This is a genomic window from Novilysobacter erysipheiresistens (genome assembly GCF_036663935.1).
GTDB lineage: Bacteria > Pseudomonadota > Gammaproteobacteria > Xanthomonadales > Xanthomonadaceae > Novilysobacter > Novilysobacter erysipheiresistens.
This window is the reverse complement of the sequence record NZ_JAXGFP010000004.1, coordinates 206532-232736: the sequence shown is the minus strand read 5'-3', so window position 1 is coordinate 232736 and position 26205 is coordinate 206532. Positions and strand designations below refer to the sequence as shown.

General features: G+C 68.9%; 27 protein-coding genes and 1 tRNA gene. 21 read left to right on the top strand and 7 right to left on the bottom strand.

What is annotated here, in order from left to right:
• Positions 1–162: 162 nt before the first annotated feature.
• The 9 genes from SNE34_RS09400 to SNE34_RS09360 all read left to right on the top strand — a co-directional run bounded on the left by SNE34_RS09400 (position 163) and on the right by SNE34_RS09360 (position 9427).
• Entirely contained in the window at positions 163–2319 is a 2157-nt protein-coding gene (locus tag SNE34_RS09400; protein ID WP_332616724.1) for an FAD-dependent oxidoreductase, read from the top strand.
• Between the two features lie 12 nt (positions 2320–2331).
• Positions 2332–3036: a glycosyltransferase gene (locus tag SNE34_RS09395; RefSeq protein ID WP_332616849.1), complete on the top strand. Its 705-nt coding sequence runs from the start codon at positions 2332–2334 to the stop codon at positions 3034–3036.
• Positions 3033–3710, top strand: coding sequence for a TIGR04282 family arsenosugar biosynthesis glycosyltransferase (locus tag SNE34_RS09390; protein ID WP_332616723.1), 678 nt, complete (start codon positions 3033–3035; stop codon positions 3708–3710). The genes SNE34_RS09395 and SNE34_RS09390 overlap by 4 nt, the downstream gene beginning before the upstream one ends.
• Positions 3703–4677, top strand: a complete 975-nt coding sequence (arsS, locus tag SNE34_RS09385) for an arsenosugar biosynthesis radical SAM (seleno)protein ArsS (RefSeq protein ID WP_332616722.1) — start codon at positions 3703–3705, stop codon at positions 4675–4677. Before SNE34_RS09390 ends, arsS begins: the two co-directional genes overlap by 8 nt.
• Before the next feature lie 53 nt (positions 4678–4730).
• Positions 4731–5759 (top strand): tRNA dihydrouridine(20/20a) synthase DusA, encoded by a 1029-nt coding sequence (gene dusA, locus SNE34_RS09380; protein ID WP_332616721.1) that lies wholly within the window; start codon positions 4731–4733, stop codon positions 5757–5759.
• A gap of 34 nt (positions 5760–5793) precedes the next feature.
• Positions 5794–6705 carry an arginine deiminase-related protein gene (locus SNE34_RS09375; protein WP_332616720.1) on the top strand — a complete coding sequence of 304 codons (912 nt, stop codon included), beginning with the start codon at positions 5794–5796 and terminating at the stop codon, positions 6703–6705.
• A 150-nt stretch (positions 6706–6855) separates the two neighbouring features.
• Positions 6856–7236, top strand: coding sequence for a PepSY domain-containing protein (locus tag SNE34_RS09370; RefSeq protein WP_332616719.1), 381 nt, complete (start codon positions 6856–6858; stop codon positions 7234–7236).
• A gap of 76 nt (positions 7237–7312) precedes the next feature.
• Positions 7313–7996: a response regulator transcription factor gene (locus tag SNE34_RS09365; protein ID WP_332616718.1), complete on the top strand. Its 684-nt coding sequence runs from the start codon at positions 7313–7315 to the stop codon at positions 7994–7996.
• Positions 7997–8029: 33 nt separating this feature from the next.
• Positions 8030–9427, top strand: coding sequence for an ATP-binding protein (locus SNE34_RS09360; protein ID WP_332616717.1), 1398 nt, complete (start codon positions 8030–8032; stop codon positions 9425–9427).
• Positions 9428–9522: 95 nt separating this feature from the next.
• On the opposite strand, the gene SNE34_RS09355 is transcribed toward SNE34_RS09360, so the two are convergent.
• Together SNE34_RS09355 and SNE34_RS09350 are read right to left on the bottom strand one after the other, a co-directional pair.
• A complete protein-coding gene (locus tag SNE34_RS09355; protein ID WP_332616716.1) occupies positions 9523–10284 on the bottom strand; it encodes a M90 family metallopeptidase in 762 nt (253 codons plus the stop codon).
• Between the two features lie 13 nt (positions 10285–10297).
• Positions 10298–10555, bottom strand: a complete 258-nt coding sequence (locus SNE34_RS09350; RefSeq protein WP_332616715.1) for a hypothetical protein — start codon at positions 10553–10555, stop codon at positions 10298–10300.
• Positions 10556–10702: 147 nt separating this feature from the next.
• Here SNE34_RS09350 and birA point away from each other — a divergent pair, with 147 nt between their 5' ends.
• From birA to SNE34_RS09305, 9 genes are all read left to right on the top strand, one after another.
• The gene (gene birA / locus SNE34_RS09345; RefSeq protein ID WP_332616714.1) at positions 10703–11713 is read left to right on the top strand and encodes a bifunctional biotin--[acetyl-CoA-carboxylase] ligase/biotin operon repressor BirA; all 1011 of its coding nucleotides are present in this window, start codon (positions 10703–10705) and stop codon (positions 11711–11713) included.
• Entirely contained in the window at positions 11710–12465 is a 756-nt protein-coding gene (locus SNE34_RS09340; RefSeq protein ID WP_332616713.1) for a type III pantothenate kinase, read from the top strand. The genes birA and SNE34_RS09340 overlap by 4 nt, the downstream gene beginning before the upstream one ends.
• 21 nt (positions 12466–12486) lie before the next feature.
• A complete protein-coding gene (locus SNE34_RS09335; protein ID WP_332616712.1) occupies positions 12487–13164 on the top strand; it encodes an SPOR domain-containing protein in 678 nt (225 codons plus the stop codon).
• 12 nt (positions 13165–13176) lie between these two features.
• A tRNA-Thr gene (locus SNE34_RS09330) sits at positions 13177–13252 on the top strand.
• 16 nt (positions 13253–13268) lie between these two features.
• On the top strand, positions 13269–14192 hold the full coding sequence (rocF, locus tag SNE34_RS09325) for an arginase (RefSeq protein WP_332616711.1): 924 nt from the start codon (positions 13269–13271) through the stop codon (positions 14190–14192).
• A gap of 197 nt (positions 14193–14389) precedes the next feature.
• The gene (locus tag SNE34_RS09320; RefSeq protein ID WP_332616710.1) at positions 14390–14554 is read left to right on the top strand and encodes an entericidin A/B family lipoprotein; all 165 of its coding nucleotides are present in this window, start codon (positions 14390–14392) and stop codon (positions 14552–14554) included.
• 185 nt (positions 14555–14739) lie between these two features.
• Complete coding sequence (locus tag SNE34_RS09315) at positions 14740–14940, top strand: CsbD family protein (RefSeq protein WP_332616709.1); 201 nt, start codon at positions 14740–14742, stop codon at positions 14938–14940.
• Positions 14941–15062: 122 nt separating this feature from the next.
• Entirely contained in the window at positions 15063–16394 is a 1332-nt protein-coding gene (locus SNE34_RS09310) for a tryptophan--tRNA ligase (protein WP_425604495.1), read from the top strand.
• A gap of 112 nt (positions 16395–16506) precedes the next feature.
• On the top strand, positions 16507–17577 hold the full coding sequence (locus SNE34_RS09305; RefSeq protein ID WP_332616707.1) for a GGDEF domain-containing protein: 1071 nt from the start codon (positions 16507–16509) through the stop codon (positions 17575–17577).
• Positions 17578–17602: 25 nt separating this feature from the next.
• Here SNE34_RS09305 and SNE34_RS09300 read toward each other — a convergent pair whose 3' ends face one another.
• The 4 genes from SNE34_RS09300 to pdhA form a co-directional block, all read right to left on the bottom strand.
• Entirely contained in the window at positions 17603–17986 is a 384-nt protein-coding gene (locus SNE34_RS09300) for a VOC family protein (protein WP_332616706.1), read from the bottom strand.
• A gap of 48 nt (positions 17987–18034) precedes the next feature.
• The gene (locus tag SNE34_RS09295; protein WP_332616705.1) at positions 18035–19438 is read right to left on the bottom strand and encodes a dihydrolipoamide acetyltransferase family protein; all 1404 of its coding nucleotides are present in this window, start codon (positions 19436–19438) and stop codon (positions 18035–18037) included.
• Positions 19439–19505: 67 nt separating this feature from the next.
• On the bottom strand, positions 19506–20540 hold the full coding sequence (locus SNE34_RS09290; protein ID WP_332616704.1) for an alpha-ketoacid dehydrogenase subunit beta: 1035 nt from the start codon (positions 20538–20540) through the stop codon (positions 19506–19508).
• Positions 20537–21610 carry a pyruvate dehydrogenase (acetyl-transferring) E1 component subunit alpha gene (pdhA, locus tag SNE34_RS09285; protein ID WP_332616703.1) on the bottom strand — a complete coding sequence of 358 codons (1074 nt, stop codon included), beginning with the start codon at positions 21608–21610 and terminating at the stop codon, positions 20537–20539. The genes SNE34_RS09290 and pdhA overlap by 4 nt, the downstream gene beginning before the upstream one ends.
• A 158-nt stretch (positions 21611–21768) precedes the next feature.
• Between pdhA and SNE34_RS09280 the strand changes: the two genes are divergently transcribed.
• Positions 21769–22632, top strand: a complete 864-nt coding sequence (locus SNE34_RS09280) for a tryptophan 2,3-dioxygenase (RefSeq protein ID WP_332616702.1) — start codon at positions 21769–21771, stop codon at positions 22630–22632.
• 195 nt (positions 22633–22827) lie between these two features.
• Positions 22828–24423, top strand: a complete 1596-nt coding sequence (locus SNE34_RS09275; RefSeq protein WP_332616701.1) for a peptide MFS transporter — start codon at positions 22828–22830, stop codon at positions 24421–24423.
• A gap of 88 nt (positions 24424–24511) precedes the next feature.
• On the opposite strand, the gene SNE34_RS09270 is transcribed toward SNE34_RS09275, so the two are convergent.
• Positions 24512–24994 carry a MarR family winged helix-turn-helix transcriptional regulator gene (locus tag SNE34_RS09270; protein WP_332616699.1) on the bottom strand — a complete coding sequence of 161 codons (483 nt, stop codon included), beginning with the start codon at positions 24992–24994 and terminating at the stop codon, positions 24512–24514.
• Positions 24995–25095: 101 nt separating this feature from the next.
• On the opposite strand from SNE34_RS09270, the gene hppD reads away from it, so the two are divergent.
• Positions 25096–26205: a 4-hydroxyphenylpyruvate dioxygenase gene (gene hppD / locus SNE34_RS09265; RefSeq protein WP_425604494.1), complete on the top strand. Its 1110-nt coding sequence runs from the start codon at positions 25096–25098 to the stop codon at positions 26203–26205.

The window sequence follows — 26205 nt, the reverse complement described above, 5'->3', positions numbered from 1 at the left end:
AATAATTCCATGTCGCATGCGTCCCACGTGTGCAGTGGGCGGATGGACACCGGTTTCGGGTACGTTCGGTGGGGACCGGTCCGCCACCGTTGCGAACTTTCGCCTGCCATCCTGCCTCCAATGCAGGCCTTGAACCCGCACTCCCCATTGCCGGAATCGTCCATGAGCCAATCCCGAGTCACCTCCGCCTGGCGCTGGGCGCTGCTGTTCGCGCTCGTCGTAGCGGTGGCGTGGGCCTGGCAGTCGGGCGCGGCCGATGCACTGACGCTGGACCACCTGAAGTTGCGCCAGGCCGAGTTGCTGGCGTGGGTGGCCGCCAACCGGTGGCTCGCAGCGGGGGTGTTCTTCGCGGTCTATGTCGCGGTCGCGGCGGCGTCGATCCCCGGCGCGGCGGTGATGACGGTGGCGGCCGGCGCTTTGTTCGGCTTGCTTGAAGGCACCTTGCTGGTCTCGTTCGCCAGCAGCATCGGCGCCTCGCTGGCGTTCCTGGCCGCGCGCTTCGTGCTGCGCGACAGCCTGCGCGCGCGTTATGGCGAACGCCTGAAGAAGATCGACGCCGGGATCGAGCGCGATGGCGCGTTCTATCTGTTCACCCTGAGGCTGGTGCCGGTGTTCCCGTTCTTCCTGGTCAACCTGTTGGCCGGGCTGACCTCGCTAAGATTGCGCACGTTCTACTGGGTCAGCCAGCTCGGAATGCTCGCGGGCACGCTCGTCTACGTTTACGCGGGGACCCAACTGGTGCGGATCGACACCTTGCGTGACGTGCTGTCGCCGGGCCTGCTGGGCGCGCTGGTACTGCTCGGCGTCCTGCCGCTGCTGGCCCGGTGGCTTGCGCGCTGGCTGGCCGCGCGCCGGGTGTATCGCGGCTTCAGACGGCCTTCGAAGTTCGACTACAACCTGCTGGTGATTGGCGCCGGCTCGGCCGGGCTGGTGTCGGCCTATATCGCCGCGACGGTCCGGGCCAAGGTCGCGCTGGTCGAGAAACACAGGATGGGTGGCGACTGCCTCAACACCGGCTGCGTGCCGTCGAAAGCCTTGCTGCGCACCGCGCGTCTGCTGGCGCAGGCGCGCGACAGCCAGCGGTTCGGGGTGCGCGCGATGCAGGCGGATTTCGATTTCGCCGACGCGATGCAGCGGGTGCAACAGGTGATCGCGAAGATCGCGCCACACGATTCGGTCGAGCGCTACACCGACCTCGGGGTCGACGTCGTGCGTGGGGAGGCGAGGCTGGTGTCGCCGTGGGAGGTCGAGGTCGACGGCCGTCGGATCAGCGCACGCAGCATCGTGCTGGCGACCGGCGCGCGACCGCTGGTGCCGGAGATCGACGGGCTGGAGGGCGTCGGCTACCTGACCAGCGACACGGTGTGGAACCTGCGTGAGTTGCCGCGGCGCCTGCTGGTGCTCGGCGGCGGTCCGATCGGCTGCGAGCTGGCGCAGGCGTTCGCGCGTTTCGGCAGCGCGGTGACGCTGGTTGAAATGGCGCCGCGGCTGCTGTCGCGCGAGGATGCCGACGCCGCCGGACTGGTAGCCGCCGCGTTGCAGGCCGAAGGCGTGCGACTCGCCACCGCGCACGCCGCCGTGCGGGTCGAACCGGATGCCACCGGTGGTGGCCGGCTGGTCTGCGAGCACGACGGCGGCGAGGTCACGCTCCAGTTCGATGCCTTACTGCTGGCGCTCGGCCGCCGCGCCAATGTCGAAGGCTTCGGCCTGGAGCCACTGGGCGTGCGCCTGCGCGACAACGGCAGCATCGACGCCGATCCGCTGCTGCGCACCAATTTCCCCAACATCCATGTCTGCGGCGATGCCACCGGGCCGTACCAGTTCACCCATGTCGCGTCGCACCAGGCCTGGTACGCCGCGGTGAATGCGCTGGTCGCGCCGTTCTGGTCGTTCGATATCGACTATCGGGTGATCCCGTGGGCGACGTTCACCGAACCCGAGGTCGCCCGCGTCGGCCTGTCGGAAGACGAGGCAGGCGAGCGCGGCATCGAGGTCGAGGTCACCCGCTACGGCATCGACGACCTCGACCGCGCGATCGTCGATGGCGTCGACCGCGGCTTCGTCAAGGTACTGACCGCACCGGGCAAGGACAGGATCCTCGGCGCCACGATCGTCGGCGAGCACGCGGCCGAGCTGCTGGCCGAGTTCGTGCTGGCGATGAAGCACGGCATTGGTCTCAATAAACTGCTCGGCACCATCCACATCTATCCGACCTTGGCCGAGGCCAACAAGTACGCCGCCGGCAACTGGAAGCGCGCGCGCGCGCCGGAGAGGGTGTTGCGCTGGGCCGGTCGCTTCTTCGACTGGCGCCGGGGCTGAGTGGTGGAGACGATGCTGGCGCGGGTGACGGCGGTGGTACCGGTGGGGCCGGGCGATGCGGTCGCGCCGTCGCTGCGCGAACAGTTGCTGGAGTTGCCGCTGCAGGTCCACGAGGTGCGCGCGAGCGATCCGGCGACGGGCGCGAGCGGGGTGCGCGCCGGACCGCGGCCGCAATGGCGGATCAGCCACGCGCCGCCTGGCCGCGCGCGTCAGCAGAACGCCGGCGCGCGCGATGCAGCCGGCGACTGGCTGTGGTTCCTGCATGCCGATTGCGAGTTGGCGCCGGACACCGTGCTGGCGCTGTCGCGGTTTGTGGCGAGTGCGGTCGGACGCGCCGGCAATGTGGCGCCGATCGCCGGCTATTTCGACCTGCGCTTCCTCGATGACGGCCCGACCATGACCCGGTTGAATGCTGCGGGCGCCTGGCTGCGCAGCCACTGGCTGGGCCTGCCATTCGGCGACCAGGGGTTGCTGCTGCCGCGACGGCTGTTCGAGCGAATGGGCGGTTTCGACAATGCACTCGAACGTGGCGAGGACCACGACCTGGTCTGGCGCCTGCGCCGCGCCGGAGTGTCGTTGCAACCGGTCGGCGCGCCGCTGCTGACCAGCGCGCGCAAATACGCCGAACGCGGCTGGTGGGCCACCACTACCGGCCACCTCGGTGAAACCGCGCGGCAGGCATGGCGGTTCTCGCGTCGCGGAAGCGCATCGCGATGAACGGCGGTGTCGCGATTTTCGTCAAGACCCCGGGCCGGTCCGCGCTCAAGACACGCCTTGCGGCCGATCGCGGCGAGGCTTATGCGAGTGGCTGGTATCGGCGCGCGGCGGCTGCGGTCGCCTCGGTGGCGCGGCAGGCGCAGGCGCGCCACGGACTGGTCGCGTACTGGGCGGTGGCCGAGGCCGATGCGCGAGACGCCTGGCCGGACCTGCCGACCTTGGCGCAAGGCGCGGGCGGCCTCGGCGAACGGATGGCGCGGGTGCATGCGCAACTGGTCGAGCGCCACGGCTTCGGCCTGCTGCTCGGCGCCGACAGTCCGCAACTAACCGCCGAATTGCTCGGCGAGGCGATGGATTGGCTGGCCGCGTCGGCCCCCCGGCTGCTGCTCGGACCGGCCAGCGATGGCGGCTTCTGGATATTCGGCGGCAACCACGCGTTGCCGGTGGTGCGCTGGACCGGCGTGGCCTACAGCACGGCCGACACCGCCGCGCGCCTGCGCGATTCACTGTGCGATGCCGGCGACTGGCGCACACTGCCGACATTGACCGACGTCGACCACGCGAGCGACTTGCCCGCGGTGCGCGACGCCCTCCAGCGGCTGCAGAACCCGACCCCGGAGCAACGCGCGCTGGCGGCATGGATGGACCGGCACGAGGACTCCCCGCATGCATGACACCTGGCCAATGCTGCGCGACAGCGACTTCCCGCGGATCCAGCGCGATCGCCTCGACACCCTGCAGCTCAACCTTGGCTACCTGTGCAACCTCAGTTGCATCCATTGCCACGTCAACGCCGGCCCTCGCCGCACCGAGCTGATGGACCGCGACACCATGATGCTGGCGCTGCAGGTCGCGCAGCGACACCGCGCCGGCACCCTCGACGTCACCGGCGGCTCGCCGGAGATGAACCCGCATTTCCGCTGGCTGGTGACCCAGGCCCGCGACGCCGGCCTGCACGTGATGGACCGGCTCAACCCGACGATCATGGAGGAGCCCGGCTACGAATGGGTCGGCGAATTCCTCGCGATCCATCGGGTTGAAACGATCGCCTCGCTGCCGTGCTACAGCCAGGCCAACGTCGACGAACAGCGCGGGCAGGGCGTGTTCGACGCCTCGATCCGCGCGTTGCAGGCGCTCAACGCGCTCGGCTACGGCCGCGACGGCAGCGGCTTGGTGCTCAACCTGGTCTACAACCCCAACGGCGCGTTCCTGCCGCCCGGCCAGCAGCAGTTGCAGGCCGACTACAAGCGCCTGCTCGGCGACAACTTCGGCATCGTGTTCAACCAGTTGTACGCGCTGGCCAACATGCCGATCCAGCGCTATGGCTCGTGGCTGCTGTCGAAGGGCCATTTCGCCACCTACATGGCGACCCTCAAGGGCGCCCACCGCGCCGACAACGTCGACGGTGTGATGTGCCGCTCGTTGGTCAGCGTCGACTACCAGGGCTACCTGTACGACTGCGACTTCAACCAGATGCTGCGCCTGCCGCTGGGCGCCGCCGAACCCGTCGCGGCGGGCGCCGCGCGTCCGCACCTGCGCGACTTGCTGGACGGTCCGCTACCGCACCGGATCGCAACCGCGGAGCATTGCTACGGCTGCACCGCCGGGCAGGGCTCCAGCTGCGGTGGCGCGTTGCATTGAGCATCGGCTAAGGCTACGGAAGCGCCCGGCCGACGCCCGTACAATGGCCACCGATGATCCATGCGCCCGCCATTCCACCCGCGCAGTTGCGTCTGTCCGTCGCCCCGATGATGGACTGGACCGACTCCCACTGCCGCGTGTTCCACCGCCTGCTCGCGCCGCACGCGCGGCTGTACACCGAGATGGTCCACGCCAACGCGGTGATCCATGGCGACCGCGAGCGCCTGCTGGCGATGGATCCGGTCGAGCATCCGGTCGCGTTGCAACTCGGCGGCAGCGAACCGGAGCTGCTGGCGCAGGCGGCACGGATCGGCGCGGACACCGGTTTCGACGAGATCAACCTCAACTGCGGCTGCCCGTCCGACCGGGTCCAGGCCGGGCGCTTCGGTGCATGCCTGATGCGCGAGCCGACGCTGGTCGCCGCCTCGGTCGCGGCGATGGTCGAAGCCTGCTGTTCCGAAGCCGGCGACGTGCCGGTCACGGTCAAGTGTCGGCTCGGGGTCGACGACGACCACGATTACGACCGCTTCTGCGCCTTCATCGACGAGGTCGCCGATGCCGGCTGCCGGATGTTCGTGGTCCACGCGCGTAACGCCTGGTTGCAGGGGCTGTCGCCGAAGGAGAACCGCGAGGTGCCGCCGCTGCGCTACGACTGGGCGTACCGGCTCAAGCGCGAGCGGCCGGACCTGCAAGTGATCGTCAACGGGGGCATCAACGACGCCAACGAGGCGACGACGCACCTGGGCCACGTCGACGGCGCGATGCTCGGCCGCGCGGCGTACCACGACCCCTACCTGCTGCATCGCCTCGATGCGCAATGGTTCGGCGGGGTGCAGCGCCCGCGCGCCGAGTTGTTGCGCGCCCTGCGCCCCTACGTCGAGGCGCAGCTCGAGCGCGGCGTGTTCCTCAAGCACATCACCCGCCACCTGCTCGGCCTGTTCGCCAACCAGCGCGGCGGCCGCGCGTTCCGCCAGGTACTCAGCGAGGGCGCGCACAAGCCCGGCGCCGATTGGGGCCTGGTCGAGCGCGCGCTGGCGGTCACCGAATCGTTCCAGTCCGACGTCGCCCCGGCGTCGCCCTGACCCTTCCCGCAATCCGGACCCGCAAGGACTGCACATGCTGACCCGCGACACCGCCACCTTCCTCGACCACGCCCGCCGCATCGACACCGACTTCGGCCCCGCGACCGCGCGCGCCGCCTTCATGGTCGCGCCCGACGGTTTCCGCCTGGCCGAGCAGTCCGCCGCCGACAACCGCTACATGGCGGAGGCCGGCAGCTTCGATGCCGCCCGCGCCTCGGCCCAGCATCGCGAGCTGCAACGCGCGTTCGCCGAGGTTATTCCGACGATCTGCTTCGCCGGCGACCCGGCAACCCCCGACGCGCTTTTCCCCAACAATGTGTTCGCCACCGCGGCCGGCCGCTACGTGGTCGGCCGCATGCGCCACCCGGTGCGCCAGCGCGAGGCGGCGCGCGACGACATCCGCGGCTTCTTCGGCGGCGTGCTCGACTACGCCGAGATCGACCTGTCGACCCAGCCGCACCCGTGCGAACTGACCGGCGCACTGGTGATCGACCGTGCCCGCGGCCTCGGCTTCGCCGGTCTGTCCGAGCGCTGCGACGAGGAAGGTGCGCGCCTGATGCACGAGGCCCTGGGCTTGCGCGCGACCCTGCTGTTCGACCTTGCCGAAGGCGAGTACCACACCAACGTGGTGCTGGCGGTGCTCGCCGGCCGCGCCGCGCTGGTCTGCACGAAGGGGTTCGCCGATCCGAAGGTGGTCGATACGATCGCCGCGCTGTATGCGCCGCACGCCGTGCTGTTGTCGCCGGCCGAGCACGCCGCGTTCGCCGGCAATGCGATCGCGCTGTCGGACGATGTGGTCTGGATGAGCGCGCACGCCGGTCGGTCGCTGACCGCGACTAGCCGCGAGGCGCTGGCCGCGGCGGGTTTCCAGGTCCGCACGGTCGAACTGGATGCGATCGAGGCCGGCGGTGGCTCGCTGCGTTGTTGCGTCGGCGAGATCTATTGAGCGGGATCCATTGAGTCGCGGGCAACGCGTTCGCGGCTGAATGGCGGCCACCGTGTGAAGAAAAAGTTCAGATCGGATTCACCGCCTGGCTCCAACAATGCCTCATCACATCGCTGACCGGCGATGCTGTCCCCGTACCTGTGAGGGCGCATGTCGACCCGCTCCACCAACCTGGCCGCGCTGATCCTGTTGGCTGCCACCGCCGCGACGGCGGGCGATGCCCTGGCCCAGCGCACCCGCGCCGACGCGCGCGAATCCAATCGCGCGCTGGCCGATCGCTCGGCCGACCGCAGCCATGCAGGGCATCGCGACGAACGTGGCGATGACCACCGCGCCTTGTCCGCCGCGGTCCGCCGGGTCGAACGACGTACCGGCGGCCAGGTGCTGAGTGCCGAGCGGGTGCCGTACGACGGCCGCGACATCAACCGGATCAAGGTGGTCGACGCCAGCGGCCGGGTCCGCGTCTATGTCGACGATCCACGCGCCCGCGCCCCGCAGGGCCGGGTGCGTACACGCGGCGACGACAACTGAACCGCCACTCTATTAGTCTGAACGACCTGAACGCTCCCCGTTCAGGGTCTGCGACCGACTCGCAATAGGAGAACCCATGCGCATCCTGCTGGTGGAAGATGAAGCCCCGCTGCGAGAGACCCTTGCCGCGCGACTGAAGCGCGAGGGCTTCGCGGTGGACGCCGCGCAAGACGGCGAGGAAGGCCTCTACATGGGCCGCGAGGTGCCATTCGACCTCGGCATCATCGACCTCGGCCTGCCGAAGATGTCCGGCATGGAACTGATCAAGGCGCTGCGCGAGGAAGGCAAGAAATTCCCGGTGCTGATCCTGACCGCGCGCTCGAGCTGGCAGGACAAGGTCGAGGGCCTGAAGCAGGGCGCCGACGACTACCTGGTCAAGCCGTTCCATGTCGAGGAACTGCTGGCCCGGCTCAACGCGCTGGTCCGCCGCGCCGCCGGCTGGAGCAAGCCGACCCTGGAATGCGGTCCGGTGATGCTCGACCTCGCCGCGCAGACCGTCAGCGTCAGCGACAGCAACGTCGACCTCACCAGCTACGAGTACAAGGTGCTCGAGTACCTGATGATGCATGCCGGCGAACTGGTGTCGAAGGCCGACCTCACCGAGCACATCTACCAGCAGGATTTCGATCGCGACTCCAACGTGCTGGAAGTGTTCATCGGCCGCCTGCGCAAGAAGCTCGACCCCGACGGCACCCTCAAGCCGATCGAGACCGTGCGTGGACGGGGGTATCGGTTTGCCATCCCGCGCAGCGGGGACTGACCCCGCCCGCCCGGTAGCAGGCAGCCGCGCGTCGTGAGTTGGGGCCAGCCGCGCTCGTTGCAGGCGCGCCAGTTGCTCGCCGCCAGCCTCGGCCTGGTCGCGTTCCTGGCGCTGGCCGGCTATGCGCTCGACCGCGCATTCCTGGAAACCGCCGAGAGCAACCTCTACCAGCGCATGCGCAGCTACGCGCTGGCGTATGCCGACGCCGACTTCGCTCGCGACGGCACGTTCATCCCGCCCTATACCCCGCCGGACCCGCGCTTCGATCGTCCCGGCAGCGGCCTGTACGCCGAAGTCGTGTTGCCCAACGGCCATTGGGACTCGGGTTCGTCGATCGGACCGGTGCTGCCGGAGTCCGAACTGTTGCCGGCCATGGTCGAGACGTTCGAGGGTCCGTTGCCGATCACCGAGATCGACGGCGAGGTCGGCCAGGCCTACCGCTATGGCCGCGGCCTGATCTGGGACCCGGACCAGAACAGCGACGTCGACGAATTCCCGTACACGATCTACATCCTCGAGGACACCACCGCGCTGAGCCGCCAGGTCGAGGTGTTCCGCGAAGCCCTGTGGCGCTACCTCGGTGGCGCCGGGCTGATCCTGCTGCTGCTGCAGGGCTTGATCCTGCGCTGGAGCCTGCGCCCGCTGCGGCGCGTGATCGACGAGCTCAAGCGGGTCCAGCGCGGCGTCATCTCGCGCATGAGCGAGCGCCACCCGCGCGAACTGGCGCCGCTGGCCGAGAGCATCAACGCCTTCATCGAGATCGAGCGCGAGAACCTCGACCAGCAACGCAATACCTTGGCCGACCTCGCCCACAGCCTGAAGACGCCGTTGGCGGTCCTGCGCGCGCGACTCGACGACGACGCCCCGGAGAATGAACTTCGCGAGGACGTCGACCTGCAGCTGCGGCGGATGAACGACCTGGTCTCGTACCAGCTCGCGCGCGCCGCCTCCAGCGGCCATGCGCTGTTCTCGGCCCCGATCGACATCGAGCCGCACGCCGAGCAACTGGTGCGCAGCCTCGAAAAGGTCTACGCCGGCAAGGGCGTGCTGTGCGAGTTCGATGTCGCCGAAGGCTCGCAATTCCTTGGCGAGCCGGGCGATCTGCAGGAGCTGCTCGGCAACCTGCTGGAGAACGCGTTCAAGTGGGCGCGCTCGCGGGTCCTGCTGACGGTCAAGCCCGGCGAGACTGCGCCGAACCGGCGGCCAGGACTGCTGCTCGCGGTCGACGACGACGGTCCCGGGGTCCCGCCGGAGAAAGTCGCGCTGATCCTGCAGCGCGGCGTGCGCGGCGACGAGCGCGTGCAGGGCCACGGCATCGGCCTGGCGATCGTGCAGGACATCGTGCGCGCCTACCGCGGGGTGCTCGACGTGCGCGCCTCCGACGAACTGGGCGGCGCGCGCTTCGAGGTGCAACTGCCGCCGCGGCTGTAACGCCGCGAGGTCCTTCGGGCTCTTGTAGGAGCGGCTTCAGCCGCGATCTGGAATCGGTGCGGGCGAACGATCTTCCGATCGCGGCTGAAGCCGCTCTACAGGAGCGGGTCCGCGAACGGGGGGTCGCCGTAGAAGCGCACCAGATGCGCCGCCACCTTCGGCATCGCCGCCCGCAACGTCGCCGGATCGCTGAAGTGGTATTCGGTCGCCACCGCGAAGAATTCCTCCGGCGCCTCGGCCGCGTACGCATCGATCGCGGTGTCGACGCCGCGGTCGACCTGCGCCGCCAGCGCATCGAAGGCCTGCTGGAAATCCCGCGCCCATTCGCGCTGCCAGGCGCGCGGCAGCGGCGGGGTGCCGTCGAGCACGCCATCGAGGACGTCGAGCTTGTGCGCGATCTCGTGCGCCGCCACGCAGAAGCCCGCGCGCGGATCCGCGCAATCGGTTTGCACGTCCGCCCACGACAGGATCACCGGCCCCGCGTCCCAGGCTTCGCCGATCAGGTCGTCGCTGCCTTCGTGCAACACGCCGGCGGCGTCGACGTGGCTGCGCTGCACCCGGAACGCGCCGGGATAGACGATCAGCTCCGACCAGCCGTGCAGGCCCTGCTCGCCGAACTCCAGCAGCGGCAGGCAGCACAGCGCGGCGAGCTGGCAACGTTGTCGTTGATCAAGCTGCAGGTCGCCAACCGGGGTAATGGTCTTGCCGTGCAGGAAGCGCGCGGTCAGCGCCTGCAGGCGGGCGTCACGCGCGGCGTCGAGCGCGGCCAGCCATGGCACCGCGGCACGGGCATCGCGCCACAGCGTGGGGTCGATCGGGTCGGGCGGACGTCGCCAGCGGCGCAGCAGGTCGAGCAAGCGCGCTGGCGCCTCAGCGGAACATGCCCGGCAGGAAGCTGTGCCAGCGCGGTGAGCCCAACCGGTTCGGCACGTCGCTGTGCACGCTCGGCTTGATCTTGGTCTCGCGCGGGGCGGTCGGGCGCGCGGCGGGCGCCGCGACCTCGACCACGTCGGCGCTGGCATGGGCATCGGGACAGGCGCCGCTGTTGGGCGAGCTCATCTTGACCTCGCGCGCAGCCACGGTCGCGCTCGTGAGGGCGAATAGCAGGCACAGGGAGAGTCGCAACATGGGACACCTCGCGCACCGGGACGGAGTCCCGGTCAACTGCCAGACTATAACGTGAAAACCGGGCGAACAAACCAGGTGAATCGGGCCATCTGCATGCTGCGACGCAACAGGGCCGGGACGGCCGAATGGCTCCCGCATAATGCGTCGATGGACGAACGCTCGCTGCTGGCCCGGCTGATCGAAGGACCCGTTTCCGGCGACGCGCTGGCGCGTTCCGATGGCACCAGCCGAGCGGCGGTGTGGAAGCGGATCGAGGCGCTGCGCGAGGCCGGCGTACCGATCGTCGCGCGTCCGGGTCGCGGCTACGCGCTGGCGCACCCGTTCAACCTGCTCGACAGCGAGGTGATCGCCGCCGGCCTGCCGCCGCCGGCCCGCGCCCGCGTGGCCAGCCTCGATGTCGCCTGGACCATCGATTCGACCAACAGCGAGTTGTTGCGCCGGCCGGCCGCGGCCGATGGCGTCGCCACCGTGCTGCTGGCCGAGCGCCAGACCGGCGGCCGTGGTCGGCGCGGGCGCGAATGGGCATCGCCACTGGCCGCGCATCTGTACCTGTCGTTGTCGCGCGGTTTCGCTGGCGGACTGGCGCGGCTTGGCGGGCTGAGCCTGGTGGCCGGCATCGCCAGCGTCGAGGCCCTGCATTCGCTGGGGTTCACCGCGGTGCGCTTGAAGTGGCCCAACGACCTGGTGGTGGCAGACGGCGACGGCGGGCTGCGCAAGCTCGGCGGCCTGCTGGTCGAGGGCGGCGGAGAGCACGCCGGGCCGGTGCGCGCGGTGCTGGGCCTGGGCCTCAACGTGCGGATGCCGGAGGGGTTCGCGGCGCGGATCGACCAGCCGTGGTGCGACCTGGCCATGCTGGCGATGGAGGCCGGCGTGGCGTTGCCGACGCGCAATGAGCTGGCCGCGACGCTGCTGGCGTGCTGGCTGCCGGCGCTGGACACGTTCGACGCCGAGGGTCTGGTTCCGTTGCTGCCGCGTTATGCCGCGCTCGATGCCCTCGCCGGACAGGCAGTCACCGTGCATGGCGCCCGTGCCGACTGCATCGGCACCGCGCTCGGCCTGGCCGCGGACGGCGCGCTGCAGATGCGCATGGATGACGGCGAGGTCCAGCAGTTCCACGCCGGCGAGGTCAGCGTACGGCGCATTGGGGCGAAGGCGTGAGCCGCTGGCTGTTCGACCTCGGCAACACCCGGCTCAAGGCCGCGCCGATCGACGACGACGGCCGGATCGGCGAGGTCGTGGCAGTCACCCATTGGAAAGCCGCCGATCACGATGCCGGGCTCGTCGCCGGACTCGCGCGGCACCTGCCTCTGCGGTTCGAGGTCGGCTATCTCGCCAGCGTTGCCGACCCGGCCTTGCGCGGCGCTGTGTTGCAATCGCTGGCGAGCCGGTGTCGGCGCATCTGCGTTGCCCGCACCAGCCGTCGCTGGAGCGGCCTGCACATTGCCTACGACGAGCCCTCGCGACTCGGCGTCGATCGCTTCCTGGCAATGTTGGCGGTGCAGGCCCGTGGTGACGGCGCCGCGCTGGTTTGCGGCGTCGGCACCGCGTTGACGGTCGACCTGGTCGAGGCCGATGGTCGTCACCGCGGCGGCCGGATCGCGCCGTCGCCGACCTTGATGCGCGAGGCACTGCACCACCGCGCCGCGCAGTTACCGGTCGCCGACGGCGAGTATCGAGAATTCGCCGACGACACCATTGACGCCCTCGCATCCGGTTGCGAGGGCGCCGCGCTCGGGCTGATCGAGCGCAGCTTCGCCCATGCCGAAGTCGAACTCGGCAGCGCCCCCGGGCTTGTCCTGCATGGCGGCGGCGCGGCCGCGTTGGCGGCGCACCTGCCACGGGCGCGGCTGGCGCCGGATCTGGTGCTGGAGGGGCTGGCCGAATGGGCGGCGCTCGACTGGCGCCGGTGAGTCGCGACTACAATCGCCCGCATGCTGATCCGCGCACTCATCGTCCTGCTGCTGGTGCTCAACCTTGGCGTCGCCCTGTGGTGGATCTCGCGCCCGTCGCCGACGCCGCCGGCCGTGCAGGCTGACTCCACGCCGGGCGTCGCGCGCCTGCAACTGCTGTCGGAAACCGCGTCCGCTCCACCGCAGGTCGCGTCGGCCGCGGCCGCGCCGGTGGTCAGCCAATGCTTCGCATTCGGGCCATTCGACGATGCTTCCATGGCCGCGCAGGCGCAATCCAGGCTGAGCGCGCAAGTCGTGCAGTTGCAGCCGCGTCGCGAATACGCCGGCACTCCGCGCAGCTGGAAAGTGATGCTGCCGCCGGCAGCCAGCATGGACGCCGCCGAAGCTGCGGCGCAGCGGGTGGCCGACGCCGGCTTCAAGGATTATTTCCTGGTCCGCGACGGTGACGACGCGCGCGCGGTGGCGCTGGGCCTGTATCGCAGCGAGACCACCGCCCGTGAACGCGTGGCCACGCTGGCCACGGCCGGCTTCGAGGCGATGCTGGAACCGGTCGGTGCCGGCCCGGCCGAACATTGGCTGGATGTCGGCGCGCCGGCGGGTTTCAACCCGGCCGCCGCGCAGGCGCTGGTCGCCGCAGCGCAAGTCGAGCCGATCGACTGCGGACGCCTATCGCCTGCCGCCACCGACGCCGCACGTTAGAATGGGCGTTTCGCCGGCTTAGCTCAGTTGGTAGAGCAACCGCCTTGTAAGCGGTAGGTCATCCGTTCAAATCGGATAGCCGGCACCAAGTCAAGGAGACGCCCATGAGCCGCATCCACCCACCTGTCTCGATCATCGGCGCACCGACCGACATCGGTGCCGGGGACCGCGGGGCGCGGCTCGGGCCGGAAGCTCTTCGCATCGCCGGGCTCGGCGAAGCACTCGCCGCCCGCGGCGTCGACGTTCTCGACCGCGGCAACCTGGAAGGCCCGCGCAATCCGTGGCAACCGCCGGTCGACGGCTACCGCCACCTGCCCGAAGTCACCGAGTGGAACCGGGTGGTGATGGAGGCGATGCACGCCGAACTGGCCGGCGGCCGGATGCCGATACTGCTCGGCGGCGACCACTGCCTCGGTCTGGGTTCGATCACCGGCGTCGCCCGTTACTGCCGCGAGGCCGGCAAGACCCTGCGCGTGCTGTGGCTCGACGCCCACGCCGACTTCAACACCAGCGACGTCACCCCCTCGGGCAACATCCACGGCATGCCGGTCTCCTGCCTGTGCGGGCTGGGTCCGCGCGAACTCACCCACCTCGGCGGCGACGCCCCGGCGATCAGCCCCGACGTGGTCCGGCAGATCGGCATCCGCTCGGTCGACGAGGGCGAGAAGAAGCTGGTCAAGCAGCACGGCCTCGACGTCTACGACATGCGCTACATCGACGAGGTCGGCATGAAGCGGGTGATGGAGGAGGCGCTGGAGGGCATGGACGACAACACCCACCTGCACGTCAGCTTCGACGTCGACTTCCTCGACCCGTCCGTCGCCCCGGGTGTCGGCACCACGGTGCCGGGCGGTCCGAACTACCGCGAGGCGCAGCTGTGCATGGAGATGATCGCCGACAGTGGGCGCATGGCCTCGCTCGACATCATGGAGCTCAACCCGATCCTCGACCGCGACAATGCCACCGCACTGGTCGCGATCGACCTGGTCGAGAGCCTGTTCGGCAAGTCGACGCTGATGCGCGACTGACTCAGGCCCGCAGCCGGGATTGCCGGCTGCTGCTGCAGGGCGCGTTAACGCGGGCGCAACGAAAGCCGGCCCGTGGGTGGCGGATGCACACGGGCTTCACGCGCCTGCACGCGATGATGCGTCCACGGTTGCGCAAGCCGCACATCGCGCAACCAACGCCGCAAGTCCCCGCGAAGTCCATGCCCAAGGAGAAACCCATGAAGCGATTGGCCTATTTGCTGCTGCTGTCCCTGTTTTCGATGGGCACCCTGACTGCCTGCAACACCATGGCCGGTGCCGGCGAAGACGTGCAGGAGGCCGGCGAAGCGCTAGAAGATGAGGCCGAAGGCCACATCGACTGCGATACGTCGGACGAGTGCTGACAGGGGCGGAGACACCGCCACGCTGTTGACGAAAGGCCGGAGCGATCCGGCCTTTTTGTTTTTCCGCGGTTTACCGAAGTCAAACTCGACTAACGCAATCGTGACCCAACTTGAATGCATCGACTGCAAGACTGGCTTCACGGTGAAACGCCGTGACTCCCCCCGTCAGAAAAGAGGATGCATAGATGAACAAGGACACCATTGCCGGCAAGTGGAACCAGGTAAAGGGCAAGGCCCAGGCCAAATGGGGCGATCTGACTGACGACGATTTCGACGTCGCCGAAGGCAACGCCGAGTACCTCTCGGGCAAGTTGCAGGAACGTTATGGCTGGAACCGCGAGCGCGCGGATCAGGAAGTCCGTGATTTCTCGCAGACCCTGAACTAGGACGCGTCTTGCCTTGCCACGCGCAAGGCGTTGAGTGATGTACCGGGCGGGTCGGCATGTGCCGACCCGCTTTGCGTTGGTCCACGGGTAAACTGCAGGGCCGCCGTCCAAGCTTCGCGTCGATGCAACCAACCCGCGTACTCACCGGTATCACCACCTCCGGCACCCCGCATCTGGGCAACTACGTCGGCGCCATCCGGCCGGCGGTGGCGACCAGCCGCGTCACCGGGGTCGAGAGCTTCTACTTCCTCGCCGACTACCACGCCCTGATCAAGGTGCAGGATCCGGCGCGGGTGCAGCGTTCGACCCTGGAGATCGCCGCGACCTGGTTGGCCTGCGGGCTGGAACCCGACAAGGTCTGGTTCTACCGCCAGTCCGACGTACCCGAGACCACCGAACTGACCTGGCTACTGACCTGCGTCGCCGGCAAGGGCATCCTCAACCGCGCGCACGCCTACAAGGCGGCGGTCGACCGGAACCGCGAGGCCGGCGAGGACGACGATGCGGCGGTGACCGCCGGGTTGTTCATGTATCCGGTACTGATGGCCGCCGACATCCTGCTGTTCAACGCCCACCAGGTGCCGGTCGGTCGCGACCAGGTCCAGCACATCGAGATGGCGCGCGACTTCGGCCAGCGCTTCAACCACCTGTATGGCGAACCGGCGGGTCGGCAGTATTTCACCCTGCCCGAGGCGGTGATCGAACAGCGCGTGGCGACCTTGCCCGGTCTCGACGGCCGCAAGATGAGCAAGAGCTACGACAACACGATCCCGTTGTTCGCACCGCGCGAGCAACTCAAGAAGTTGATCTATTCGATCGTCACCGACTCGCGCGCGCCCGGCGAGCCCAAGGATGCCGACAGCTCCCACGTGTTCCAGCTGTACCACGCGTTCGCCTCCGCGACCGAAACCGAAGCGATGCGCCAGGGGTTCCTCCAGGGCATCGGCTGGGGCGAGGCCAAGCAGGCGCTGTTCGAGCGCATCGACGCCGAGGTCGCGCCGCTGCGCGAGAAATACGAGGCGCTGATGGCCAAGCCGGCGGACATCGAAACGATCCTGCGCGACGGTGCTGCGCGGCTGCGCGAGCGCCACGCGATCCCGACCTTGCGCGCGCTGCGCGAGGCGGTCGGCCTGCGTGACCTGTCGCAGGTGGCGGTCGGCAGTGGCGGCGAGCGCGACAGCAAGCCGCCGTTGCCGGTGTTCAAGCAGTACCGCGAGAGCGACGGTCGCTTCTACTTCAAGCTGGTCGTCGGCGACCGGGTGCTGCTGCAGAGCGCGGCGTTCGACTCGCCGCGCGAGGCGGGGATGCGGATCGCGGCGATCAAGCGCGAAGGATTCGCCGACGCCGATGCCACCCTGCTGCCCGGCGGCGGCGTGACGACCGACGAAATTCGCGGCGCGCTGCAGGCCCTGGCCATTGCCGAGGCCGAAAAGCTCGCAGCGAAGACGGTCTGACCCGCCGGGGAAAGCTGAACGGGTGCCGCGAACATGCGGCATTGTGGGGGCGGTCACGAGCGCGGGGCAGCGCAATCGCTACGCTGCGGCCACGCCACCCCTCGCCACATAGATGCCCGTTTCCGCCCCCACGCCTGTCCCGCACCTGCCGACCGCCGGTGCCGCCGAGCCGGCGCGCGCCGACGACGCCGGGCATCGGTCGTCCGCCGGCAACCGGCAGGCGCTGGATGACGTGGTGCGACTGGCGGCGATCGTGTGCAACACCCCGGCGGCGGGGCTCGCGCTGGTCGAGCGCGACCGGTTCCGGTTCAAGGCCCGGGTTGGCCTCGATGTCGCCAGCGTGGCCCGGCAACACGCCCTGAGTGAACATGCGCTGCGCGAGCCCGACCGGTTGTTGCTGGTGGAGGACATCGCCGGCGACGCCCGGTTCGACGGTTTCCCGATTCGCCTGGGCGGCCGCCGTGCGCGGTTCTATGCCGGCCGTGCGGTGTGCGACACCGCCGGGCACGCGCTTGGCGCGTTGTGCGTGTACGACGTGCGGCCGCGTGGCCTCGACCCGAGCCAGCAGGAAGGGTTGGGGATCCTCGCGCGGCAGGCCCAACGCCTGCTGGAGCTCGACCGCCATGCACGCGAGCGGCAGCGCGAACTGAGCGAACACCGCAGCATGGCGCGTACGCTGGAGCATCGGGCGACCCACGACAGCCTCACCGGCCTGCTCAACCGCGACGCGCTGGCGCAACTGCGGGCCGATCCCGCCGCGCTGGCGCGGTTGCAGGCCGCGCCGTACTGCCTGATGTTGCTCGATATCGATCATTTCAAGCAGGTCAACGACCGCCACGGCCACCTGATCGGCGACCGGGCGTTGCGCGAGGTGGCGCTTACGGTGGCGGGCACGATCCGCGACACCGACGTGGCGGTGCGTTTCGGCGGCGAGGAGTTCCTGGTGGTGCTGCCGGCGACCGCGTTGGCGAACGCGGCGGAGATCGCCGAGCGCATCCGGCACAACGTCGCCACCTCGGTCCTGCCGTTCCGGTTGACGCTGTCGGCGGGGGTGGCCGCGGGGGACCCGGAGCGCGATCGTCCCGAAGAGGTATTCGCGCGCGCCGACCAGGCGCTCTACCGGGCGAAGGCGGGAGGCCGCGACCGGGTGGTCGCGGACGACACGCTGCGGCTGAACGACTAGTCGCCGGCAGGCCGGGCCCGGCTGCTCAGGTCCACGCGTTTGGCGCGGCGCGGGCGTTGTCCTCGCGCATCCGCACCACGCAGAAGCGCTGGCCGTCGGGCGCCTGCATCACCCACCAGCGTTTGACGAACGCGACCCGGGTGGCGCCGAGCGCTTCCAGCCGCGCGACCTCGGCGTCGATGTCGTCGGTCTCGATGTCGAGGTGCACGCGCGAGGGGTGCTCGACCTTCTGCACCTCGACATGCAGGTCGCCGGGCGCACCGCCGAACTCGGCGTACTGGCCGGTGCCGCCGGAGTCGGGATCGGCAATCGCGATCCCCAGCGCGGCGCTCCAGAAATTCGCGGCGGCGTCGAGATCGTCGCTGCGGCTGTCGATGATGAAACCGGCGAGTCGGCTGCGGTGGGCCATGGCGATTCTCCGGAAGCAGGGCCGCGTTGCCGGACCCTGCGGGTGAGCTCAGTTCGGGGCGGACAGGTCGTCGAGCAGCGCCTTGAGGAAGCGCGCGGCTTCGCCGCCGGTGCAGGCGCGGTGGTCGAAGGTCAGCGAGATCGGCATGCGCCGGTGCACCTCGATGCCGCCCATCACCGCGACGACGTCGTGGCTCAGCTTGCCGGCGCCGATGATCGCGACGGTCGGCGGCACCACCACCGGGGTCGCGTAGCGGCCGGCGAACATGCCGAAGTTGGACAGGCTGATGGTGTAGCCAGACAGCTCGCTGGCCGGGATCGAGCGGTCGCCGACCTGCGCGCGCAGGCGCTGGATCGCGGTGCGGGTGCCGGCCGCGTCGAGCATGTCGGCATTGCGCAGTGCCGGCACGAACAGGCCGTCGTCGGTGTCGACCGCGATGCCGATGTCGACGTGCGGGTGCATCGTGCGGACCAGCTTGTCGCCATCGAACCAGGCGTTGAGTGCCGGTACTTCCCTGCAGGCGGCGACGATCGAGCGGATCAGGCGCGCGGTGATGTCCTGCTTGCCGACCCAGGCATGCAGGTCGGCGTCGTCGCACAGGGTGGTCGGGACCACCTTGGCGTGCGCGTCGGCCATGACCCGCGCCATGTTGCGGCGCACGCCCTTGAGCTGCTCCGGCTGGCCGCTGGCGACGACGCCCGGCGGCTGCGTACGCATCGGCTTGCCACCCTGCGACAGGGTGCTGCGCTGGGCCGGGGCGGCAGCCGGGGCCGGTGCCCGGTCGGCTGCACGCGCCACGGGCGCCGCACCGGCCTGCGCCGAACCGTCGGCCGCGGCCTGCTTGACGTCGGCCATGGTCACCACGCCATCAGCGCCGGTGGCGCGCACGCGGGTCAGGTCGACCTTGAGCTTGCGCGCCAGCGCACGCACGGCCGGCATCGCCTTGACCCCGCCGACACTGCTGGCCTGCTCGCTGCGCACCGCGTCGGACGACTGCATCGCGCCGACCACGGTGCCGCTGTCCTTGCGCGGCGCGCCCTTCGCCGCTTCGCCGTCTTCCTCGATCGCGCCGCCGTCGTCGGAGGCGACCACTCGGTCGTCCGGCGCCGGGTCGTCGCTGCCCACGCCCTTCGACGGGTGGTCCTTGGCCGGTGCGCCGCCATGGTGATGGCCGGTATCCTGGCCCTCGGCGCGCTGCGGCATCGACGGGTCGACCTCGAATTCGGCCAGCATCGCGCCGGTGGTGATCACGTCGCCGGCTTCACCGGCCAGCTTCAGCACCTTGCCGGACACCGGCGAGGGCACCTCGACCACGGCCTTGGCGGTCTCCATCGAGACCAGTGCGTCATCGAGCTTGATGGTGTCGCCGACCTTGACGTTCCACTCGACGATGGTGGCGTCCGGCAGGCCTTCGCCGAGGTCCGGGAGGAAGAAACTCTTGTTGTTGCTCATGGCAGTCCTTCGTTTGCGGGGGCGCCGTGGCGCCCGGGCAGGTGCATCGGATGTCGTGGTGCTGGCGTCAGCCCGCCGCCATCGCGCGCTTGGCCGCGGCGACCACGCGATCGACGCTCGGCAGGTACTTCATCTCCAGCCGGAACAGCGGGATGTGGGTGTCGTAGCCGGTCACGCGCTCGACCGGCGCGAGCAGGTCGTACATCGACTCCTCGGCCAGCCGCGCGGCGATCTCCGCGCCGAAACCCGCGGTCTTCGGGGCCTCGTGCACGATCACGCAGCGGCCGGTCTTCGACACCGACTCGGCGATCGTCGCGAAGTCCAGCGGCCGCAGCGTGGCGACGTCGATGACCTCGGCGCTGATGCCGTCCTCGGCCAGCTTGTCAGCGGCCTCCAGCGCTTCCTTGACCTGAGCGCCCCAGGTCACCAGGGTCACGTCGTCACCGTCGCGCAGCACGTAGCAGACATCCAGCGGCAGCGCCTCGCCGTCGTCCGGCACCAGCTCCTTGTATTGCCGGTAGATGCGCTTGGGCTCGAAGAAGATCACCGGGTCCGGCTCGCGGATCGCGGCCAGCAGCAGGCCGTAGGCGCGCTGCGGCGAGGACGGCATGACCACGCGCAGGCCGGGGACGTTGGTGAAGATCGCTTCGTTGGCCTCGCTGTGGTGCTCCGGCGCGCGGATGCCGCCGCCCCAAGGCACGCGTAGCACCATCGGGCAGTGCAGCCGGCCGCGGGTGCGGTAGCGCATGCGCGCGGCGTGGCAGACGATGAAGTCGACCATCGGGTACATGAAACCGTCGAACTGCGCCTCGGCGATCGGCTTCATGCCCTGCGACGCCATGCCGACGGTGAGGCCGGCGATCGTGGTCTCGTCGAGCGGGGTGTCGATCACGCGCTCGGAGCCGAACTGCGCGTGCAGCCCGGCGGTGGCGCGGAACACGCCGCCGTTGACGCCGACGTCCTCGCCGAGCACGACCACGCTGTCGTCGACGCGCATCTCGTGCGCCATCGCCTGGGTGATCGCCTCGATCAATGTGATCGCGGCCGGCGCCTTGGCTTCGTTGGCGGCGACGGTCTGTTGCTTGCTGGCGGCCTTGTTCATGCGCGGCCCTCCCGTTCGATCGCCTGTTGGCGTTGGGCCTGCAGGTCGGCGGGCATGTCGGCGTAGAGGTGGTCGAACATTGCTTCCACGGGCTGCACCGGGGTCTCCAGGTAGGCGTTGATCTCGACGTCGACGCGCTTGCCGCATTCCTCGATCCAGGCGGTCTCTTCTTCCTCGCTCCACACGCCGGCGTCGGTCAGGTAGGTGCGCAGGCGCAGCATCGGCTCCAGCTTCCATGCGTCCTTGACCTCGGCATCGTCGCGGTAGCGGGTCGCGTCGTCGGCGGTGGTGTGGTCGTGCAGGCGGTAGGTCATGAACTCGATCACGCTGCCGCCTTCGCCATTGCGCGCGCGCTCGGTGGCGCGGCGCATCGCCTCGAGCACCGCGATCAGGTCGTTGCCATCGACCTGCAGGCAGTGCAGGCCACCGGCCAGGCCCTTCTGGGCGAGGGTCTTGGCGCCGGTCTGCGAATTGCGCGGCACCGAGATCGCCCAGCCGTTGTTGATCACGCACAGCACCAGCGGCGAGGTGAACGCGCCGGCCGAGTTGAGCGCGGCGTAGAAGTCGGTCTTCGACGAGCCGCCGTCGCCGCAGCAGGCCACCGCGATGCGGTCCTGCTTGCGCAGCTTGAACGACAGCGCCGCGCCGGCCGCCATCAGGCACTGGGTCGAGATCGGCACGCACCACGGGTAGTCGTTGGGCGCGTCGGCGAAGTCGTTGCCGCGCTCGTCGCCACCCCAGTACAGCAGCACCTCCCGCGGTTTGACCCCGCGCATGAACTGCGCGCCGTATTCGCGGTAGCTGGGGGCGAACACGTCCTCGGGCCGCATCGACGCGCCGATGCCGACGTGGGTGGCCTCGTGGCCGAGGCTGGCGGCGTAGGTGCCGAGCTTGCCGGTCCGTTGCAGCTTGATCGCCTTGCTGTCGAAGGTGCGCACGAACAGCATCTGCTTGAACAGCGGCAGCAGCGACTTGGGATCACGGAAGGCCTTGGGCAGCTCGCCAACGGGCTTGCCGTCGGGCCCGAGGCATTGGAGATATTCGATTTCGAACGATGCGGCGACCGTCATTGCACGCGTTCCTCGGTCATGCGGGTAGCCCCCGATCATACCGGCGAGCCCGGAAAAATCCGTTGCGCGATGCGGCATGAAGCGGGTTGCGCCTGCCTTGGCCGGGCGGGCCCGCGGCCCCGATGCGCTACCCTTTGCGCCCCTGCCTGGAGCGTGCGATGAGCGTCGACAACAACGAGCGTGAGCTGGAAACCGGCATCCACACCGACCTGTCGGGACGGATGAGCTACGCCGGCTACCTGCACCTGGACCGCCTGCTCGACGCCCAGCACCCGTTGTCGAACCCGGCTGAGCACGACGAGTTGCTCTTCATCGTGCAGCACCAGGTGTCCGAGTTGTGGATGAAGCTGATGATCCACGAGCTGGGTGCCGCGATCGGCCACCTGCGGGCCGACCGGCTGGGCAGCTGCCAGAAGAACTTCGCCCGCTGCAAGCAGGTGCTGCGGCAGCTGACCGAGATGTGGTCGGTGCTGGAGACGTTGACCCCGTCGGACTACATGCGTTTCCGCGACATCCTCGGGCCGTCGTCGGGGTTCCAGTCGCTGCAGTACCGCACCATCGAGTTCCTGCTGGGCAACAAGAACGCGGCGATGCTGCAGGTATTCGCCCACGACCCGGCCGCCGAGGCGTCGCTGCGCGAGGTGCTGGAGTCGCCGAGCCTGTACGACGAGGTGCTGCGCTGGCTGGCCCGCCACGGCCACGCGGTGCCGGCCCACCTGGTCGAGCGCGACTGGTCGAAGGCGCGCGGCTCCGACCCGGCGCTGCTGCCGGTGTTCGAGCGCATCTACGAGGACACCGAGACGCACTGGCAGGCCTACCACCTGCTGGAAGACCTGGTCGACCTGGAAAGCCAGTTCCAGCTGTGGCGCTTCCGCCACATGCGCACGGTGATGCGGATCATCGGCTTCAAGCGCGGCACCGGCGGCTCGTCGGGGGTCGGCTTCCTGAAGCAGGCGCTGGACCTGACGTTCTTCCCGGAACTGTTCGAGGTGCGGACCTCGGTCGGGCTGGGATCGCGCTGATCCGCCAGCTGGCGATGATGCAATGCAGCATCGGCCTGTTCATTTGACGGGCGTGTTACGCAACGGTTAAACCTACACCGTTTCGTCCGGCCCACGGGTGGGACGGTTCGCCGTAGGGCGTGACTGCGCCAGTCCGATATCCAACCAGGCGGCCCCAGGGGGCAGTCGATCACCGTTTCGGGAGTAGCAAAACCAGTGGCCACAAATCCAGCCAAAGCCGTCGAAGGCAAGACCTTCCTCGGCCATCCGCGCGGCTTGTTCGTGCTGTTTTTCGCAGAGATGTGGGAGCGCTTCTCCTACTACGGGATGCGCGCGATCCTGATCTTCTACCTGCTGCAACACTGGCTGTTTGCGGAGGAGAAGGCCTACGTCATCTACGGCGCCTACACCGCGCTGGTGTACATCACCCCGGTGATCGGCGGCTACCTGGCCGATCGCTGGCTCGGGCAGCGCAAGGCGGTGCAGTTCGGCGCGATCCTGCTGGTGATCGGCCACGGCCTGATGGCGTTCGAGGGCACGGGCGGGCAGGACTCGCCGATGCTCAACGTGTTCTGGCTGGCGCTGGCCTTCATCATCATGGGCGTGGGCTTCCTCAAGGCCAACATCTCGGTGATCGTCGGCCAGCTGTACGGCCAGGGAGATCCGCGCCGCGACCCGGCGTTCACCATCTTCTACATGGGCATCAACCTGGGCGCGTTCCTGGGTTCGATCATCGTCGGCTATCTTGGCCAGACTTGGGGCTGGGGCTGGGGCTTCGGCGCCGCCGGCGTCGGCATGTTGCTCGGCCTGATCGTGTTCGTCTGGGGCCGGCCGGCATTGCTCGGCCACGGCGAGGCGCCGGATCCGGCGGAGCTGAAGCGTCCGGTGATGGGCATCCAGCGTGAGTGGATGATCTACCTGTGGGCGCTGGTCGGCGTGGTCGTCGTCTGGTTCCTGGTCCAGTACCAGTCGATCGTCGGCGGGCTGCTTGGCTTCACCGGCGCGGCCGTGGTCGCGTACTTCCTATACACGGCGGTGTTCAGGCTCGACAGGATCGACCGCGACCGCATCCTCGCGGCGCTGTTCCTGATCGCGCTGCAGCCGCTGTTCTGGGCGCTGTTCGAGCAGGCCGGTTCGTCGCTCAACGTCTATACCGACGAGCAGGTCAACCGCAACATCTTCGGCTGGGAAGTGCCGGCCTCGATGTTCCAGTCGCTCAACGCGGCCTACATCATCCTGCTGGCGCCGGTGTTCGCATGGCTGTGGCTGTGGCTGGCGAAGCGCGGCTGGGAGCCGTCGACCCCGGCCAAGTTCGGCCTCGGCCTGATCCAGCTCGGCGCGGGCTTCCTGGTGCTGGTCGCGGGCGTGTTCGCGACCGGCAGCGGCAACCTGACCCCGGTGATCTTCATCTTCCTGATCTACCTGCTGCACACCATGGGAGAGTTGTGCCTGTCGCCGGTCGGCCTGTCGGCGATGACCAAGCTGGCGCCGGCGAAGCTGATGAGCCTGATGATGGGCACCTGGTTCCTGTCGACCGCGGGCGGCAACTTCATTGGCGGGCTGATCGCGCAGGCGACCGGCGGCCATGGCGGCGAAGTGGTCGCCGGTGGCACCCCGGTGATGGACGTCTACAGCCGGATCGGCTGGATCGCGGTCGGCGTTGGCGTGGCGGTGATCCTGGTATCGCCGTTCATCAAGAAGCTGATGCACGAGGATGTCGACAACGCGCACCACGACCGCTCGCTGGCGGGTCAACGCGAACTCGGCGAGCCGGCCGGCGCGGGCACCCGCACCGACCAGGAACTGCTGTAACACCACGCCGCGTCCGTGGCGGGCGCGGCGGTTACAACAAGAACGGCGGCCCCGATGGGTCGCCGTTTTTTTTGGGCGCCGTCCGCGGTCAGATCGGTTCGGCTTCGGCCTGCAACTCCAGCTCGTCGAGGCGGTCGAGCAGCCGGAACAGCAGTTCGCGTTCGGCGGCGTCCACGCCATCGAGCAATCGCTGTTCGAAACGCAGCGCCAGCGGCGCGACCTCGTCGTAGATCCGGTAACCGGCCTCGCTCAGTCGCAGCACCGAGCGCCGCCGGTCGTCGTCGTGCATTTCCCGCTCCAGCCGGCCAGCCTCGATCAGCCGGGCCACGGCGCGGCTGACTGCGACCTTGTCCATCGCGGTGCGCTGGGCGACTTCGTTGGCCGACAGGTCCGGATAGCGCCCCAGCACCGCCATGACCCGCCACTCGGTCACGCCGAGGGCGAAGCGCTCGACGTAGACCCGCGCGATCGCGCTGCTGACCCGGTTGCTGAGCACCGACAGCCGATAGGGCAGGAAGTGCTCGAGGTCGAGTTCGGCGTGTCGCATGGTCGGGTGATCGGCCTGGTTCATGTTGCGCTGTGCCTTGCCTATGGTTTCATGTGAAACTATAACGCTAGGGCGCGGTACCTCGTCGCCCACGCCTTCACCTTACGCCACCACCGGAGTCCCCCATGAGCGCCCAGCAGGCTTCCACAGGCATGAATCTCGGCATGCAGGTCACCACTTTCGAGAACCCGCTCGGTATCGACGGTTTCGAGTTCGTCGAGTTCGCCGCGCCGGCCGGCCAAAGTGAGCTGCTGCACGACTACTTCCGCAAGATGGGCTTCACCGCGGTGCTGCGGCACAAGACCCGGCCGATCACGGTGTACCGCCAGGGCGGGGTCAACTTCCTGGTCAACGAGGACCCCGACAGCTTCGCCGCCGACTTCGCCGCCAAGCACGGCCCGAGCGCCTGCGGCTTCGCGATCCGCTTCAAGGAGTCGTCCGACAAGGTCTGCCAGACCGTGCTCGGCAACGGCGGCGAGGCGATCGACCACAAGCCGGACACCAAGGCGGTCGACGCGCCGGTGGTCAAGGGCATCGGCGACTGCATGCTGTACCTGGTCGACAAGTACGGCGACAAGGGCAGCATCTACGACGCCGACTTCGTGCCGGTGCAGGGCGCCGACCAGGACCCGAAGGGCTTCGGTCTGACCTTCATCGACCACCTGACCCACAACCTGTACTTCGGCAACATGGCCAAGTGGTCGGAGTACTACGAGAAGCTGTTCAACTTCCGCGAGATCAAGTACTTCGACATCAAGGGCGCCAAGACCGGGCTGGTGTCGAAGGCGATGACCGCGCCGGACGGCATTGTGCGCATTCCGCTCAACGAGTCGAACGACCCCAAGAGCCAGATCAACGAGTACCTCGACGCCTACAAGGGCGAGGGCATCCAGCACATCGCCTGCTTCACCGACGACATCTACACCACGGTCGAGGCGATGCGCGCGGCCGGCATCGAGTTCCTCGACACCCCGGACACCTATTTCGAGGTGATCGATCAGCGCGTACCCGGCCACAACGAGGATGTCGCGCGCCTGCAGAAGAACAAGATCCTGCTCGACGCCGATCTGGAAACCAAGAAGCGCCTGCTGCTGCAGATCTTCACCACTAATGCGATCGGCCCGATCTTCTTCGAGATCATCCAGCGCAAGGGCAACGAAGGGTTCGGCGAGGGCAACTTCCAGGCCCTGTTCGAGTCGATCGAGCGCGACCAGATCAAGCGCGGCGTGCTCTGA